The sequence below is a fragment of the Phenylobacterium sp. NIBR 498073 genome, assembly GCF_027286305.1.
GTDB lineage: Bacteria > Pseudomonadota > Alphaproteobacteria > Caulobacterales > Caulobacteraceae > Phenylobacterium.
This window is the reverse complement of the sequence record NZ_CP114599.1, coordinates 3,424,444-3,439,085: the sequence shown is the minus strand read 5'-3', so window position 1 is coordinate 3,439,085 and position 14,642 is coordinate 3,424,444. Positions and strand designations below refer to the sequence as shown.

General features: G+C 68.1%; 18 protein-coding genes. 7 read left to right on the top strand and 11 right to left on the bottom strand.

The features are described 5' to 3' along the window. Positions 1-65: 65 nt before the first annotated feature. Genes O4N75_RS17215 through O4N75_RS17205 form a run of 3 tightly spaced genes read right to left on the bottom strand, consistent with a single transcriptional unit; the run spans position 66 to position 2,741 of the window. On the bottom strand, positions 66-800 hold the full coding sequence (locus O4N75_RS17215; protein WP_269626674.1) for a hypothetical protein: 735 nt from the start codon (positions 798-800) through the stop codon (positions 66-68). 52 nt (positions 801-852) lie between these two features. Then, positions 853-1,521 (bottom strand): TetR/AcrR family transcriptional regulator, encoded by a 669-nt coding sequence (locus tag O4N75_RS17210; protein ID WP_267230562.1) that lies wholly within the window; start codon positions 1,519-1,521, stop codon positions 853-855. A 44-nt stretch (positions 1,522-1,565) separates the two neighbouring features. Next, the gene (locus O4N75_RS17205; protein ID WP_269626673.1) at positions 1,566-2,741 is read right to left on the bottom strand and encodes a VWA domain-containing protein; all 1,176 of its coding nucleotides are present in this window, start codon (positions 2,739-2,741) and stop codon (positions 1,566-1,568) included. 294 nt (positions 2,742-3,035) lie between these two features. Between O4N75_RS17205 and O4N75_RS17200 the strand changes: the two genes are divergently transcribed. Continuing rightward, positions 3,036-3,818, top strand: coding sequence for an ABC transporter ATP-binding protein (locus O4N75_RS17200; RefSeq protein ID WP_269626672.1), 783 nt, complete (start codon positions 3,036-3,038; stop codon positions 3,816-3,818). Position 3,819: 1 nt separating this feature from the next. On the opposite strand, the gene O4N75_RS17195 is transcribed toward O4N75_RS17200, so the two are convergent. The 3 genes from O4N75_RS17195 to O4N75_RS17185 all read right to left on the bottom strand — a co-directional run bounded on the left by O4N75_RS17195 (position 3,820) and on the right by O4N75_RS17185 (position 5,478). Continuing rightward, the gene (locus O4N75_RS17195) at positions 3,820-4,197 is read right to left on the bottom strand and encodes a MerC domain-containing protein (RefSeq protein WP_269626671.1); all 378 of its coding nucleotides are present in this window, start codon (positions 4,195-4,197) and stop codon (positions 3,820-3,822) included. Positions 4,198-4,301: 104 nt separating this feature from the next. Beyond that, positions 4,302-4,793 (bottom strand): recombinase family protein, encoded by a 492-nt coding sequence (locus tag O4N75_RS17190; RefSeq protein WP_269626670.1) that lies wholly within the window; start codon positions 4,791-4,793, stop codon positions 4,302-4,304. Positions 4,794-4,944: 151 nt separating this feature from the next. After that, a complete protein-coding gene (locus O4N75_RS17185) occupies positions 4,945-5,478 on the bottom strand; it encodes a GNAT family N-acetyltransferase (RefSeq protein ID WP_269626669.1) in 534 nt (177 codons plus the stop codon). 37 nt (positions 5,479-5,515) lie between these two features. Here O4N75_RS17185 and O4N75_RS17180 point away from each other — a divergent pair, with 37 nt between their 5' ends. From O4N75_RS17180 to dxs, 5 genes are all read left to right on the top strand, one after another. Beyond that, positions 5,516-6,439, top strand: a complete 924-nt coding sequence (locus O4N75_RS17180) for a histone deacetylase family protein (RefSeq protein WP_269626668.1) — start codon at positions 5,516-5,518, stop codon at positions 6,437-6,439. Between the two features lie 41 nt (positions 6,440-6,480). Further along, positions 6,481-7,098, top strand: a complete 618-nt coding sequence (locus O4N75_RS17175; protein ID WP_269626667.1) for a histidine phosphatase family protein — start codon at positions 6,481-6,483, stop codon at positions 7,096-7,098. Between the two features lie 66 nt (positions 7,099-7,164). Beyond that, positions 7,165-7,407, top strand: coding sequence for an exodeoxyribonuclease VII small subunit (locus O4N75_RS17170; protein WP_183773412.1), 243 nt, complete (start codon positions 7,165-7,167; stop codon positions 7,405-7,407). A 1-nt stretch (position 7,408) separates the two neighbouring features. Beyond that, positions 7,409-8,287, top strand: coding sequence for a polyprenyl synthetase family protein (locus tag O4N75_RS17165; protein WP_269626666.1), 879 nt, complete (start codon positions 7,409-7,411; stop codon positions 8,285-8,287). Between the two features lie 18 nt (positions 8,288-8,305). Continuing rightward, positions 8,306-10,225, top strand: coding sequence for a 1-deoxy-D-xylulose-5-phosphate synthase (gene dxs, locus O4N75_RS17160; protein ID WP_267230552.1), 1,920 nt, complete (start codon positions 8,306-8,308; stop codon positions 10,223-10,225). 4 nt (positions 10,226-10,229) lie between these two features. Here dxs and O4N75_RS17155 read toward each other — a convergent pair whose 3' ends face one another. The 5 genes from O4N75_RS17155 to flgF are packed head-to-tail and all read right to left on the bottom strand — an operon-like array spanning position 10,230 to position 13,816. Next, on the bottom strand, positions 10,230-10,739 hold the full coding sequence (locus O4N75_RS17155) for a hypothetical protein (RefSeq protein WP_269626665.1): 510 nt from the start codon (positions 10,737-10,739) through the stop codon (positions 10,230-10,232). Positions 10,740-10,777: 38 nt separating this feature from the next. Continuing rightward, on the bottom strand, positions 10,778-11,509 hold the full coding sequence (gene flgH / locus O4N75_RS17150; RefSeq protein ID WP_269626664.1) for a flagellar basal body L-ring protein FlgH: 732 nt from the start codon (positions 11,507-11,509) through the stop codon (positions 10,778-10,780). Positions 11,510-11,521: 12 nt separating this feature from the next. Then, positions 11,522-12,271, bottom strand: coding sequence for a flagellar basal body P-ring formation chaperone FlgA (flgA, locus tag O4N75_RS17145; protein ID WP_269629387.1), 750 nt, complete (start codon positions 12,269-12,271; stop codon positions 11,522-11,524). 5 nt (positions 12,272-12,276) lie between these two features. Next, positions 12,277-13,065 carry a flagellar basal-body rod protein FlgG gene (flgG, locus tag O4N75_RS17140; protein WP_269626663.1) on the bottom strand — a complete coding sequence of 263 codons (789 nt, stop codon included), beginning with the start codon at positions 13,063-13,065 and terminating at the stop codon, positions 12,277-12,279. A gap of 13 nt (positions 13,066-13,078) precedes the next feature. Continuing rightward, positions 13,079-13,816 carry a flagellar basal-body rod protein FlgF gene (gene flgF, locus O4N75_RS17135; protein WP_269626662.1) on the bottom strand — a complete coding sequence of 246 codons (738 nt, stop codon included), beginning with the start codon at positions 13,814-13,816 and terminating at the stop codon, positions 13,079-13,081. A 217-nt stretch (positions 13,817-14,033) separates the two neighbouring features. On the opposite strand from flgF, the gene O4N75_RS17130 reads away from it, so the two are divergent. After that, a complete protein-coding gene (locus tag O4N75_RS17130; protein ID WP_269626661.1) occupies positions 14,034-14,618 on the top strand; it encodes a flagellar basal body-associated FliL family protein in 585 nt (194 codons plus the stop codon). Positions 14,619-14,642: the final 24 nt, after the last annotated feature.

Genomic DNA, 14,642 nt, shown 5'->3' with positions numbered 1-14,642 from the left:
GCGCGTCCCCCGACAACGACGTTACGGGACGCCAAGCTCCGCCGCGGCGCAACCCTTTTTTGCGGTCAGGCGGGCCACAGGTCCGGCTCGGCGACCATGGTCTCGACCAGCTCCATCACCCGCTCCAGCGGAATGCAGCGGCCCAGGCGTTCGGCCTCGTAGGTGGCGACATAGATACCGATCCACTGGATCAGGGTGCGGTCGCCACGCTCGGCGCGCAGCACGACCGGGCCGCCCGAGCAGCCGGCTCCGCCGACGCCGTCGACATGGAAGGCGTAGGGATTGAGCCGGTAGTCCGAGGCCAGGCTGAAGCCTCGGGCGATCGGCGCGCTGCGCAGGATCGCCGCGCCGCCGGGAAAGCCGTAGATCATGCCGGCTGAGCCAGCGGTCAGCGGCAGGCCCTCGTCGACCACGTCGTAGTCGCCGAAACGTCCGACCCAGTTGATCGCCTGGGGCTGGCCGCGCAGCCGCACGGGCACGCCGGCGACGTCGAGCGAGGCGTTGTCGGGATCCTGATGCCAGCGGAACCGCGGGGTCTGGCCGTCATAGAGCGGCACGCTGATCCCCAGCGCCTCGCAGTCGAGGTCGTGGCCGTAGATGTCGGCCCAGGTCGCTTCGGTCCCGCGGTTCTTGAAATAGAAGGCGCCCGGCCGCAGCAGGCAGTGCAGGGCGGTGAGGATGATGTAGCGGTCGGCCTCGACGTGGAACAGGAAGCCCGAGAACACCTGGTGCGGGGCGCCGCTCTTGAGGCGGGTGGCCAGGCGCGGGCTGGCCAGGGCGATGGGGTCGATGAGCTCCATGCTGCGAGGCTAGGCCGCATTGCGTCCTCGCGTCGAGGCGTCGGCTGAGCGGCTAGGCCTTGAAGCCGGCCTCGGCGAAGTCGAGCATCCGGGTCAGCAGGGCGTTGGTGTCGCCCTCGCGCGTCGCGCCGTCGGACAGCACGTGCAGACGGTCGAACTCGGCGAAGCGATTGTTGTGGACCATGCCGAGGCAGAAATGCAGCCGCCAGTAGACGGTGTCGCGCGGCAGGTCGGGCCGGGCCTTGATCAGCGCGTCGGCGAACCGGGCCAGGTGGCTGACGTCGTTGGCCAGCGCCTCGCGCATCTCCTCATTCCCCTCGCTGCGCGAGCGGATGATGAACTGGATCGAGATGCGGCGGTCATTCTCGGGCGAGCCCCAGCGCAGCGGCGGCGCGAACAGCGCTTCGAGAATCTCGCGGATCGGGGGCGCGCCCTGATGGCGGTCGTTCGCCTCGTGCAACATGCGGGCGCGTTCGCGGTTCAGCTCCGCCGTCCGGCGACGGAAGATCTCGAACAGCAGGGCGTCCTTGGAGCCGAAGTGGTAGTTCACCGAGGCGAGGTTCACCCCGGCGTCGGCGGTGATGTCGCGCACCGAGACGTTCTGAAACCCGTGCAGGGCGAACAGGCGCTCGGCGGCGCAGAACACCGCGGCCTTGGTGGCGGCCTCGTTGGTTTCTTCAGGTTCGTTGGCCTGGGCCGGGTCCACGGGCGAATCTCTCATACGTCACGCCAGCTTAGCAGGTCGAACGCGATGGGCGATGCGGCCTAGCGCGCCAGTTCGCGCATCGCCTTGTCGAGTCCTTCGATGGTCAGCGGGAACATGCGGTCATTGACCAGCTGCTTCATCACCTCGATCGACGGGGTGTAGTCCCAATGGCGTTCGGCGGTCGGATTCAGCCACACGACATGCTCGTAGATCTGGGCCACGCGGTCCATCCATATCGCGCCGGCTTCCTCGTTCCAGTGCTCGACCGAGCCGCCCGGATAGGTGATCTCGTATGGGCTCATCGTCGCGTCGCCGACGAAGATGACCTTATAGTCGCTGGAGTACTTGTGGAGGATGTCCCACGTATTCAGCTTTTCGGTGTGACGGCGGCGGTTGTCCTTCCACACGCTCTCGTAGAGGCAGTTGTGGAAGTAGTAGAATTCCATGTTCTTGAATTCTGAGCGCGCGGCCGAGAACAGCTCCTCGCAGACCTTGATGTGGCTGTCCATCGAGCCGCCGATGTCGAAGAAGATCAGCACGCTGATCTTGTTGCGACGTTCCGGACGCAGCTGAATGTCCAGATAGCCCTTTTCGGCGGTGCCCTTGATGGTGCCGGGCAGGTCCAGTTCGTCGGCGGCGCCGTCGCGGACCCATTTGCGCAGCCGGCGCAGGGCGACCTTGATGTTGCGGGTGCCGAGTTCGACCGCGTCGTCGAGGTTCTTGAACTCGCGCTTGTCCCAGACCTTGACCGCCTTGCCGTGGCGGCCCTTGTCCTGGCCGATGCGCACGCCTTCGGGGTGATAGCCGTTGGCGCCGAACGGCGAGGTGCCGCCGGTGCCGATCATCTTGTTGCCGCCCTCGTGGCGTTCCTTCTGTTCCTTCAGCCGCTCGGCCAGGGCTTCCATCAGCTTGTCGAAGCCGCCCATGGCCTCGATCTGGGCCTTTTCCTCTTCGGTCAGGAACTTCTCGGAGATCTTGCGCAGCCACTCGGCCGGGATGTCGGCGGCGCCGGCGCCCTCGACCTTTTCCAGGCCCTTGAACACGTGGCTGAAGACCTGGTCGAACTTGTCGAGGTTCTTCTCGTCCTTCACCAGGGCCGAGCGCGACAGGAAATAGAAGTCCTCGACCGAGCGGTCGATGACCACCTTGTCCAGCGCCTCCATGAGCATCAGGTACTCTTTCAGCGTCACCGGCACCTTGGCTTCGCGCAGCTCGGTGAAAAAGCGCATGAACATGGGCAGGCTTCCCGCTGGGAGACGAACAGACGTTTGACTGCGAAAGATGGGGCCGCAGATCGTCGTTGTCCAGCATGCCCTTGCGTCGCCGCGGCCTACCCTGGGGGCGCCGCCGCCTAGGGTCTCCACCCAGGATATGGAACCGAAGTCGCGCCTCCAGCATTCGGACCTGCGCCTTGAACGCATGGGAGTGGCGGGATACAGTTTTAACTTAACAAGTTAAAACAAGTCACATGACAAGCGATGATTGCGACGCGACGCAGATGGTTGGCGGGAACGCGCACAGGGGAAGCCGTGCGACCGATCGCGTCTGAATTCGAGCCGGCGTCGGCGCCGCGCCTGTCGCCAGTCGCGGTGCGGGTGCATGATCTCACCCTGCGGTTTCCGGTCTACGGGGCCGACAACCGCTCCCTCAAGAAGCACCTGGCCAGGGCCGCTGTCGGCGGCGCGCTCAGCAATGGCGGGCGGATCATCACCGCGCTCCAGGGCGTCAATTTCGAGCTCCAGCCCGGCGACCGGCTGGGCCTGGTCGGTCACAACGGGTCGGGCAAGACGACGCTGCTGCGCGCCCTGGCCGGCGCCTACGAGCCGGATGAGGGCCTGGTCGCGGTCGACGGGCGGATCGCCTCGCTGCTGGATCTCAGCCTGGGAATCGACCCGACGGCCACCGGCTTCGACAATATCCGGCTGCGTGGCCTGATCGCCGGCCTCACCCGCCGAGAGGTCGAGGAACGCATGCCAGAGATTGCCGAATTCTCGGGTCTCGGCCAGTTCCTGGAGATGCCGCTGAAGACCTATTCGGCCGGGATGCAGGCGCGGCTGGCCTTTGCGGTCGCGACCTCGGTCGAGGCGGACGTGCTCCTGATGGACGAGTGGATCGCGGTCGGCGACGGCGAATTCCGCAACCAGGCGCACCAGCGCCTGCAGCAGTTGGTCGAGCGCGCCGGCATCCTGGTGCTGGCTTCGCACGATCCCATGACCCTGCGGACCTACTGCAACAAGGTCATGCGGATCGACGCAGGCGTCGCCTCGCCGATTGTCGAGATCGACGGCTTCGACGCGCTGATGGCGGCCTGATTCAGTCGGCCTTTCCGGCGCAGCTGTGGCGGCGCCGCCAGTTGGCGACGTGGGCGCCGGCGAGCAGCAGGCTGCCGGCCACGGTGACCGGCGTCTCGGCCTCGTGGCTCGGCCAGTGGGCGACGCCCAGGGCCATCAGCGACAGGCCCGTCAGCGAGAGCAGGACCACCGCCGCCGACTGGCCCTTGCGCCACAGGGCCAGGGCGGACATCGGCGCGGCCAGGCCGATGGCGAGCGCGTGCACCCACTCGGCCTCCGCCCAGGTCGCCACGACTGGGGAGAAGGCGGCGACGAGGGGGAGGGCCAGGCAGTGGGCCAGGCAGAGGCCCGACAGGCTGATAGCCGAAGCGTCCAGGAGAGAGCTGGGGGCAGATTTCAAGCGTCCCTCCGCAACGGCCGCAACCGTCGCGGCAGAGGTCATGTAATATTATAACGTTTCACTTTCAAGCCCGCTGGCGAGTCAACCGGCCGCGGGCCCAGGCGTCAGGCCGTCGCTTCCTTGAGCTTGCGCCAGACGGTCATGCGCGACACGCCCAGGCGGCGGGCGATCTCGACCGGGCCGACCCCGGCCGCCTGCAGGGCGCGGATGTCGGCGGCGGGGGCGCCGCGGCGGCGGCGGTTCCACGGCGGCTCGACCGAGGCGACCGCTTCCAGCGCCGCGCGCAGGGCGCGGCCGCTTTCGCCAAGGCTGCTGACGTCCGACTCGGCGACGAACAGGCTGGCGCCGCGGATCTCCAGCCGTTCGATCACGTCCAGCACTTCACGGGTGCAGGTGGCCAAGTGGTTGAGGCGGGTGACGACCAACTGGTCGCCCTCGGAAATAAAGTCGAGAATCGACATGAGCACGGAAGATCCGTCCGAGCCCGGACCAGCCGGTTCTTCGGCGCGCACGACATGGCAGCCGATCGATTTCAGCGTCGCAGTGTCGTCAGCGGACCGCGCATCGCGCAGCCTGACATATCCGATCTTGAGCATCCCACCCGTCGCATGCAGCGTCGATGATTGCCGGCAAGTTCGCAAATACGAGCGTCAGCGTCAAAGTCCCCGACGTTAAATCGGAGCAATATTTCTCTAAGCGGACGATAAAACTCAGCGGAACTGGCAAGCTCCGCCCAAAAGTTCGCCCCTAGGTGGAGATCCCTTGCGCGGCACGCCGTAGAATGAGCTCGTGGTCGACTGTTTTGCCGACCCGGAACCCATAGGCGCCGACCTGCTCGAAGCCGTGACGCCCGTAGAATCTCTGGGCGCCGAAGTTCTCCGACCATACCCCGATCCAGAGGTCGCGCCGGCCCTCGCGCTCCAGCCAGGCCATCACCTCGGCGAACAGCCGCCCGCCGGCGCCGGCGCCCTGCCAGTCCTTGAGCAGGTAGAAGCGCTTGAGTTCGCCGCTGGCGGGCGTGACCTCCGGATGCGGCAGGTCGCAGGGCCCGGCCAGGGCGTAGCCGACCGCGGCGCCGCCCGCTTCGACCAGCCACTGGGCCTTGGCCGGGTCGGCGAGGTCGGCTCGGGTGCGCGCAAGGCCATAGGCCTGCTCCAGGAAGTCGGCGAGGTCCTGCGGCGGATAGAGGTGGGCGAAGGTCTCGGCGAACGTCCGCGCGCCCAGTTCGGACAAAACCTGAGCGTCGGAAGGATCTGCGCGGCGTATCGTCGGTTGTTGCATTCGGGTTCCACGTAAGCCGGGTTAGGCTGCGATTCGCATGGACATCGCCCTCTACACCCATCTTGAGATGCTGGACCACCGGCCGGGCGAATGGCACCCGGAGCGGCCCGAGCGGCTGAGTTCGGTGCTGGGCGCGCTGGAGGACAGCGACCTTGGGCTGGACCGGCGTGAGGCGCCGCTGATCGCCCGGCCCGACCTGGAGCTGGCCCATCGCGGCGCCTACGTCCAGGCGGTGATCGACAGCGCGCCGACCCAAGGGCTGCTGCAGCTCGACGACGACACGTACATGTCTGCGGGCAGCCTGACTGCGGCGCTGCGGGCTGCGGGCGGGGTGGTCGAGGCCGCGCGCGAGGTGGCCGCCGGGCGCATCGAGCGGGCGTTCTGCGCCGTGCGCCCGCCGGGACACCATGCCGAACCGGCGGTGCCGATGGGGTTCTGCATCTTCTCGAACGTCGCCCTGGCCGCGCGCGCCGCGCAGCTGGCGGGACTGCGGCGGGTGGCGGTCGTCGACTTCGACGTCCATCACGGCAACGGCACCCAGGCGGCGTTGGGCGGCCAGGAGGACCTGTTCTTCGCCTCGGTCCAGCAGTGGCCGATGTGGCCGGGCAGCGGCCACCCGTCCGAGGTCGTACCCGGCAATATCCGCAATGCGGTGGTGCCTCCGAACGCGCCGCGCGAACTGTGGCGCAAGGAATTCGAGGGGTTGCTGACCCATGTCGACGCCTTCGCGCCCGAGCTGATCCTGATTTCGGCGGGCTTCGACGCCCATGCCCGCGACCCGATCGGCGATTCCAGCCAGAACTTGGAGGCCGAGGATTTCGCCTGGGCGACCCGCGCGATCATGAGTCTTGCCCGGACCCATAGTCGCGGGCGGGTTGTTTCCTCGCTCGAGGGCGGGTACGACCTGGAGGCGCTAGGCCGTTCTGCGCTTGCGCATGTACAGGCACTTTCGCAGGGGTGAGGGCGAAGGCCGGGTTGCGCGAATCCTGGCCATTGGATGACATGGCCGACGCTTTGACCGCCGACCTTCCGAATACGACCGCCGTGCGCCCTGGGGCGATCGTGCTTGCACGCCATGGTGAGCCGGACATTCACCGCAAGGTGATGCTGAACGTGCATGGCTACCGCGACTACTGGAGCCGCTATGAACAGCTGGGCATCCGGCCGGGCCAGACCCCGCCGAGCGCGCTGGTCGAGCAGACCGCCCGCGCGGGCGTGATCATTTCGTCGGTGCGCAACCGCTCGATCGAAAGCGCGCTGGCGCTGGCCGCCGGCCGCGAGTTCGACCGCACGCCTCTGTTTGTCGAGGCCCCGCTGCCGCCGCCGCACTTTCCGGGCTTCGTGCGGATGTCGCCCAAGATCTGGGGCTTCATCGCGCGGTTCTGGTGGTGGTTCTTCAATCACCACGACGGCCAGGAGACCCGCCGCGAGGCCGAGAAGCGCGCCGACCAGGCCGCCGACCTGATCGTCGACCTGGCTGCCCAGGGCAAGGACGTCGTCGTGCTGGCGCACGGCTTCTTCAACTTCATGGTCGGGCGCGCCCTGCGTCGGCGCGGCTGGCGTCTGACGGCCAATCAGGGCTGGAAGTACTGGTCCACCCGGCGCTACGAGCGGTCCTGAAGACGCTCGAAACGTTGCGGGCCGGGGCGCCGGTCACTAACCTGCTAGCTTCTCAAGGAAATCGGAATGGCCGACGCCGCTGACATTGACGCGCTCTCCTTCGAGCAGGCCCTGGCCGAGCTGGAACGTATCGTCGGCCAGCTGGAATCTGGCCAGGCGCCGCTGGAGCAGTCCATCGAGCTGTACGAGCGCGGCGCGCTGCTGAAGGCCCATTGCGAAAAGCGCCTCGAGGCCGCGCGCTTGCGGGTCGAGAAGATCGTGGTCGGCGCCAACGGCCAGGCCGGCGCCGAGCCCGCCGAGTTCAACTGACATGGCGCTTGGCAAGCGCCTCGCGGAGGCCGCCGACCTGGTGACGGTGGCGCTCGACGAACTTCTGCCGCGGGCCGAGGGGCCCGAGCAGCGGCTGACCGAGGCCATGCGCTACGCCGCGCTCGGTCCGGGCAAGCGCCTGCGGCCGTTCTTCGCCATCGAAACCGGCAAGATGTTCGATCTGGACGAGCGCGCGGTGCTGCGCGCGGCCTGTGCGCTGGAGTGCATCCAGGCCTACAGCCTGATCCACGACGACCTGCCGTGCATGGACGACGACGATGTGCGCCGCGGCCGGCCGACCGTGCACCGGGCCTATGACGAGGCGACCGCGGTGCTGGCGGGCGACGCCCTGCAGACCTTCGCCTTTGAGATCCTCGGCGATCCCGACACCCACCACGACGGGGCGGTGCGCGCCGAAATGGTGCTGAAGCTGGCCCAGGCGTCCGGCGCGCGCGGCATGTGCGGCGGCCAGATGATCGACATGCTGGGCGTGCGCGACGATCTGGGCGCGGTGGCCCGCATGCAGCGCCTGAAGACCGGGGCGCTGATCGCCGTGTCGTTCGAGCTGCCGCTGGTCATGGCCCATGCCGGCGAGGCCGAGCGTCACGCCCTGATGGCCTTCGCCCAGGACATCGGGCTGGCCTACCAGATCGTCGACGATCTGCTGGACGTCGAGGGCGACAGCGCCGTGCTGGGCAAGAAAGCCGGCAAGGACGCCGAGAAGGGCAAGGCGAACTACGTCACCCTGCTCGGGGCCGGCGCGGCGCGCGAACGCGTGGCGTTGCTCGCCGAACAGACGAAATCGCATCTTGATCCGTTCGGTCCGCGGGCCGATTTCCTGCGGGCCAGCGTCGATTTCGTGTTAGATCGCCGGAACTAGATCGAGAACAACAACAATATGCCGCCAGTCACGCCCCTGCTCGACAAGGTTTCGTATCCCCGCGACATGCGCGGTTTCAGCGCGCCTGAACTGCGCCAGCTGGCCGATGAACTGCGGGCCGAAATGATCGACGTGGTGTCGCAGACCGGCGGGCACTTCGGCGCCGGTCTCGGCGTGGTCGAACTCACGGTGGCGCTTCACCACGTCTATGAGACGCCGGAAGACATCCTGATCTGGGACGTCGGGCACCAGACCTATCCGCACAAGATCCTGACCGGCCGGCGAGACCGCATCCGCACCCTGCGCCAGGGCGGCGGGCTGTCGGGCTTCACCAAGCGCAGCGAGAGCGAATACGACCCGTTCGGCGCGGCGCATGCGGCGACCTCGATTTCGGCGGCGCTGGGTTTCGCCGCCGCGCGCGACGCGGCCGGCAAGGACAACAGCGTGGTCGCGGTGATCGGCGACGGCTCGATGAGCGCCGGCATGGCCTATGAGGCGATGAACAACGCCTGCCACGCCACCACCGGCCAGCTGACCGTCATCCTCAACGACAACGACATGTCGATCGCTCCGCCGGTCGGCGGGATGAGCGCCTATCTCGCCCGCGTGGTCTCCGGCGGCGGCTACCAGTCGCTGCGCAATCTCGGCAAGTCGGTGGCCAAGGTGCTGCCCAAGCCGCTGCAGGAAGCCGCCCGCAAGGCCGAGGAATACGCCCGCGGCATGGTCACCGGCGGCACCCTGTTCGAGGAGCTGGGCTTCTACTATGTCGGCCCGATCGACGGCCACGACCTGGACGCCCTGGTCCCGGTGCTGAAGAATGTTCGCGAGATCAAGGACAAGCCGGTCCTGGTCCACGTCGTCACCCAGAAGGGCAAGGGCTACGCCCCGGCCGAGAGCGCCGCCGACAAGCTGCACGCCGTGGTCAAGTTCGACGTGATCACCGGCCAGCAGGCCAAGGCCACGCCGGTCGCCCCGCATTACACCAAAGTCTTCGCCCAGGAACTGATCAAGCAGGCGGAGAAGGATCCCAAGATCGTCGCTATCACCGCGGCGATGGACAGCGGCACGGGCCTCGACCTGTTCGCCAAGCGGTTCCCCGAGCGGATGTTCGACGTCGGCATCGCCGAGCAGCATGCGGTGACCTTCGCCGCGGGCCTGGCCGCCGACGGCATGAAGCCGTTCTGCGCGATCTATTCGACCTTCCTGCAGCGCGGCTACGACCAGGTCGTCCACGACGTGGCGATCCAGGGCCTGCCCGTGCGCTTCGCCATGGACCGCGCCGGCCTGGTCGGCGCCGACGGGGCGACCCATGCCGGTTCGTTCGATATCGGCTTCATGGGCGCGCTGCCCGGCATGGTGCTGATGGCCGCAGCCGACGAAGCCGAGCTCGCCGCCATGATCGCCACCGCCGCGGAGATCGACGACCGGCCCTCGGCGTTCCGCTATCCGCGCGGCGAGGGCGTCGGCGTCGCCATTCCCGACCTGGCCGCGCCGCTGGAGATCGGCAAGGGCCGCATCGTCCGCGAAGGTTCGGCCGTGGCCATCCTGTCGTTCGGCACCCGCCTGGGCGAAAGCCTCAAGGCCGCCGACCTGCTGGCCGCGCGCGGCCTCTCGGCCACCGTGGCCGACGCTCGCTTCGCCAAGCCGCTCGACATCGACTTGATCCTGAACCTGGCCCGCAATCACGAGGCCCTGATCACGGTCGAAGAGGGCGCGATGGGCGGCTTCGGCGCGTTCGTGCTGCAGGCGCTGGCCCAGCACGGGGCGCTGGACCGCGGGCTGAAGGTCCGCACCCTGACCCTGCCCGACATCTTCCAGGATCAGGACAAGCCCGAGGCGATGTACGCTCAGGCCGGGCTGGACGCAGAAGGCATCGTCGCCGGCGCGCTTGCGGCGCTGGGCGTCGACAACGTCTCGGCGGCGGGACGCCGGGCTTAAAGCCCTATTTGCAGGCGCCGAGGAACTTGCGCACCGCGCCCTTGGGCGCGGGCGGCGGTTTCACGCTGTCGCCCGCCGCGCTCAGGCTGATGACCCCGGTCTTGCGGAAGGCCGCGGCCAGCGGGGCGCGGGTCGAAAACTCAGCCAGCACCAGAGTGCCGTCGGTGATGTCGTTGGGGTGGCCGACGCCGCGCAAGGTCAGGGCCGCGCCCTCCGACGCCAGGGCCACGCTCATCGGCCAGGGCGCGCGCACGCCGGCCTTGTCGACCCAGGTTTCGCCGACCCGCTCGACCCCCAGGCGCTTGGCGATGTCGGCGCTGACCTTCACCTGACCCGAGCCGCGCACACAGGTGAAGGCGATCGGCTGGTCGTCGGTGTCGCGCAAGCCGAAACGCAGAGCAGCCTCGGCGTCCTTTGGGGTCTCGACGCTCCAGACGTGCAGCGGTTCCTGAGCCTGGGCGGCGGCAGCGGCGGCGGCGAAGAGGGCGAGCGCGAGGACGGCGGCGGACTTCATCGGCTCAACCTAGCATCGGCCTGGCTGCGCCTCCACCGTCAGAACGGCTGGAAGCGCTCGACCAGCGACTGGCCCGCCGGCACCTTCTGCACCCGACTGATGTCGCCGCGGCCGCCGTAGCTGATCCGGGCCTCGGCGATCTGGGTGTGGCGGATGGTGTTGGCCGAGGAGATGTCTTCGGGCCGCACGATGCCGGCCACGGTCAGCTGGCGCAACTCGGCGTTGGTGCGCACCTCCTGGGTGCCCTGGATCACCATGTTGCCGTTCGGCAGCACGTTGGTGACCACCGCGGCGATGGTCAGCGAGATCTTCTCCGAGCGGGTCACCGCGCCGGACCCGGCATTGTTCGACGCCGAGTTGGTGTTGATCATGTTGGACGGGTCGTAGCCGCCCGGGAAAATCTTGCCGAGGCTCGACTCCAGCCCGAAGAAGTTGTCGACGCCGGCTTGCATGCCGGCCGTGCGGCTGCTGGTCGAGGCGTTGCGGGTCTGGGCGCTGTCGTCGATGTCGATCTGCACCGTCAGGATGTCGCCGACCCGGTTGGCGCGCTGGTCGATGAAGAAGGCGCGCGCGCCGGTCCGCCATAGTGAGTTGGCCGACGCCGCCTGAGGGGCCGGTTCACGGGCCGAGACGAAGGTCGGCTGCTCGCGGGCGACGAGCGCGCTGGGGTAGCCGACCGGGGCCAGTTCGGGGCCTTTCACCGCTTCGGTGACGGTCGAGCAGGCGGCCAGCGGGGCCAGGGCGAGGACGGCGAGAACGGAAAGGCGCATGGGCGGTGATCCCTAACGGAGCGCGTACTGAGTGCGGGGAAGGGCCTTCAGCTGGTCGGCGGCGGGGCCGACCACGGCCTGGCCCGGCCCGCTGGCGACGGCCTGGATGATCTTCTTGGAGGCGATGTTCTGGACCGCCAGGGTCTCGCCGAGGCCGGCGGCGGCCATGGCCTTGCCCTGCAGCACCAGCGAGATGCCGCCGTCCTCGTAGGTGACGGTGATCAGGTCGCCGGACTTGATGACCTGCGGGGCCGAGACGTCGCGGGCCGAGACCGCGGCCCCGGCGCGCAGCGGGCGCTTGGCGGCCAGGCCGATAATCGCCTCGGCGTCATTCGGCGCGTCGGCGGGGGCGGCGGCGGCCTTGCCCCAGACCAGGTCCTGCGGCTGCAGGATCTCGCCGGCCGACAGGCTGCGGGCGTAGGTCAGCACCTCGACATTGCCGCGCGCGGCGGGACCGCTGGCGGCCAGGCCGGAGCCGGCGGCGGCGCTGCGCACCACGATGCGGCGGAAGCCCTCGGCGTTGGCCCAGTCGAGCCCGGCGCGGCGCGCCAGGCCCTGCACGGCGACGGCGTCCAGCACCATCGAGGCGCCCGGCTTGGCGGCGACCGGGGTCTTGCCGGCTGCGCCGGCGCCGTCGAACAGGTCCGACAGGGTGATGATTCCGTCGCCGTCGACCGGGTCGGCCTTCAGCACGACCGGCTGGCCGGCCAGGGCCGGGGAAGCGAGCAGGGCCGCCGCAGCGGCGATCAGGAGGCGCTTCATCATGATCAGGACCGGATGTTGCTGGCGGTGCGCAGCATCTCGTCGGCCGAGGTGATGACCTTCGAGTTCATCTCATACGCCCGCTGGGCGACGATGAGGGCGGTGATTTCGCTGACCGCGTCGACGTTCGAGGCTTCGGTGTAGCCCTGGTTGATCACGCCGATGCCGTCGACGCCGGGAATGCCGACGGTCGGTGCGCCCGAGGCGGCGCTTTCCTTGAGCAGGTTGTCGCCGATGGCGTCGAGGCCTGCCTCGTTGACGAAGGTCGCCAGCTCCAGGTTGCCGATCACGTCCTGGGCGGTCTGGCCGGCGCGGATCGCCTGCACCTGGCCGCTCTTGGAGATCGAGATATCGGTCGCGTCGGACGGAATGGTGATGGCCGGCTCGATCAGATAGCCGTCCTCGGTGACCAGCTGGCCCTGGTCGTTCGGCGAGAAATTGCCGGCGCGGGTGTAGGCGATCTCGCCGCTGGGCATCATCACCTGGAAGTAGCCGCGGCCCGAGATGGCCAAGTCGAACTTGCCGCCGGTGGCGGTCATGTTGCCCTGCTGGGTGATGCGGTAGACCGAGCCGGTCTTCACCCCGCCCCCGACCTGCACGCCGGTCGGGACGACCGTGCCCTGGTCGGAGGACTGCGCGCCGGCCCGCTCGATGGTCTGGTAGAGTAGGTCCTGGAACTCCGCCCGCTGCTTCTTGAAGCCGACGGTGTTCATGTTGGCGATGTTGTTCGAGATGACCTCGACGTTGAGCTGCTGGGCGGCCATGCCGGTCGCGGCGGTGCGGAGCGCTTGCATCGGCGGAAGTTCCTCAGTTCACCTTGCCCATCCGCTCGATCGAGCGGCGGGAGAGTTCAGCGTTGGCGTCCATCATCTTGGCGACGGACTCGTAGGTGCGGGTGATCTCGATCATCCGGGTGATCTCGGAGACCGGCTTGACGTTGGAGCCCTCCAGCATCCCCTGCTGGATCACCGATTCCGTGGCCGGCTGCGGCTGGGCGTTCGAAGTGTTGCGGTAGCGGTTCTCGCCGACCTTCTCGAGCACCGACAGCTCGTCGAAGCGGGCCAGGCCCACCTTGCCGAGGCGCTCGGAGCCCTGGCTGACCGTGCCGTCCTTGGCGATCGTGACCGGACCCAGCTTGGGGTCGATGGCGATCTCGCCGCCGCCTTCGTCGAGCAGCGCCGCGCCGTCCTCGGTGACCAGCCGGCCGTCGGCGTCCATGTGGAAGCGGCCGTCACGGGTGAACTGCTCGCCGTCGGCGGCGCGCACCCGGAAGAAGCCGTCGCCCTGAATGCCGAGGTCGAAAGTCGCGCCGGTCGCCCGCAGCACGCCCTGGCCGAAGTCGCGCCCGACGCTGCGGTCGATCACGAACTTCACCGGCCGCGGCGCGCCGAAGGTGTGGGCCGGCGCCATCGGCTCGGTCTCGACCATCAGGTTTTCGACCTTGAATCCGGTCGTATCCATGTTGGCGATGTTGTTGGCCACGATGTCGAGTTCACGGCGCAGGGTCATCTGGCGCGAGAGTCCGACGTAGAGGGCGTTGTCCATGGCGAGGCCTTAACCTGCGGCGTTTTCGTCGCCGGTTTGGCTGCAAGGATCGGGCCAGTTCAAAAGTTCAATAAAAACAGCGGGAAATAAAGTTAACGCCGGCCGCCCGGCGGAAATTGCCCGGCACGAAAATCGCGCTCGTTAACACACGTTAAAAACTTGTCCTTAACCATGCCTGGGTCATGAGACGGGGTAAGATTCTAAGGAGCGCGCGCGCGTGGCCAAGGACAAGGTGAAGGAAGCCCCGTCAGGCGACGCCGAAGGCGAAGACGGCGAGGGCGCGCCCGCCAAGAAGAAGTTCACCCCGAAGATGATGATCATCGCCGGGGTCGCGGCTGCGCTCGTGCTCGGCGGCGGCGGGGCCGGCGCGTTCTTCCTGCTGAAGCCGAAGCCCGAGGCGGCCGCCGGCAAGGCCGCCGAAAAGAAAAAGGAAAAGAAGAGCGAGAAGAAGGGCGAGGGCGAGAAGCCCGTCGGCGAGGTGCGCGAAGGCCCCGACGGCATCCTGTTCTACACCATGCCCAGCGTCGTGGTGAACATGCAGACCGCCGACGGCCGCTCGACCTTCCTGAAGCTCAAGCTGACCCTGGAGGTGCCGGACCAGGCGACGGTCGACCAGCTGGAGCCGAACATGCCCAGGCTGCAGGACATGTTCCAGACCTTCCTACGCGAACTGCGTCCCGAGGACCTGCAAGGGTCGCAGGGCTCCTACCAGCTGCGCATGGAAATCCAGCGCCGGGTCAACCTGGTCATCGCCCCGTCGAAGGTGAACGCCGTGCTGATCGAGGAGATGCTGATCAACTAGGGTCCTCCCTGGTTGGCGCCTGAC

Bases quoted from the DNA above. Each gene is read 5' to 3' on its own strand.
- flgA (WP_269629387.1), bottom strand. From the start codon at position 12,271: ATGAAGCGCCTCCTGATCGCCGCTGCGGCGGCCCTGCTCGCTTCCCCG.
- flgH (WP_269626664.1), bottom strand. From the start codon at position 11,509: ATGCGCCTTTCCGTTCTCGCCGTCCTCGCCCTGGCCCCGCTGGCCGCC.
- O4N75_RS17175 (WP_269626667.1), top strand. From the start codon at position 6,481: ATGGCCGACGCTTTGACCGCCGACCTTCCGAATACGACCGCCGTGCGC.
- O4N75_RS17205 (WP_269626673.1), bottom strand. From the start codon at position 2,741: ATGTTCATGCGCTTTTTCACCGAGCTGCGCGAAGCCAAGGTGCCGGTG.
- flgF (WP_269626662.1), bottom strand. From the start codon at position 13,816: ATGGACAACGCCCTCTACGTCGGACTCTCGCGCCAGATGACCCTGCGC.
- O4N75_RS17180 (WP_269626668.1), top strand. From the start codon at position 5,516: ATGGACATCGCCCTCTACACCCATCTTGAGATGCTGGACCACCGGCCG.
- flgG (WP_269626663.1), bottom strand. From the start codon at position 13,065: ATGCAAGCGCTCCGCACCGCCGCGACCGGCATGGCCGCCCAGCAGCTC.
- O4N75_RS17165 (WP_269626666.1), top strand. From the start codon at position 7,409: ATGGCGCTTGGCAAGCGCCTCGCGGAGGCCGCCGACCTGGTGACGGTG.
- O4N75_RS17210 (WP_267230562.1), bottom strand. From the start codon at position 1,521: ATGAGAGATTCGCCCGTGGACCCGGCCCAGGCCAACGAACCTGAAGAA.
- O4N75_RS17215 (WP_269626674.1), bottom strand. From the start codon at position 800: ATGGAGCTCATCGACCCCATCGCCCTGGCCAGCCCGCGCCTGGCCACC.
- O4N75_RS17185 (WP_269626669.1), bottom strand. From the start codon at position 5,478: ATGCAACAACCGACGATACGCCGCGCAGATCCTTCCGACGCTCAGGTT.
- dxs (WP_267230552.1), top strand. From the start codon at position 8,306: ATGCCGCCAGTCACGCCCCTGCTCGACAAGGTTTCGTATCCCCGCGAC.
- O4N75_RS17170 (WP_183773412.1), top strand. From the start codon at position 7,165: ATGGCCGACGCCGCTGACATTGACGCGCTCTCCTTCGAGCAGGCCCTG.
- O4N75_RS17190 (WP_269626670.1), bottom strand. From the start codon at position 4,793: ATGCTCAAGATCGGATATGTCAGGCTGCGCGATGCGCGGTCCGCTGAC.
- O4N75_RS17155 (WP_269626665.1), bottom strand. From the start codon at position 10,739: ATGAAGTCCGCCGCCGTCCTCGCGCTCGCCCTCTTCGCCGCCGCCGCT.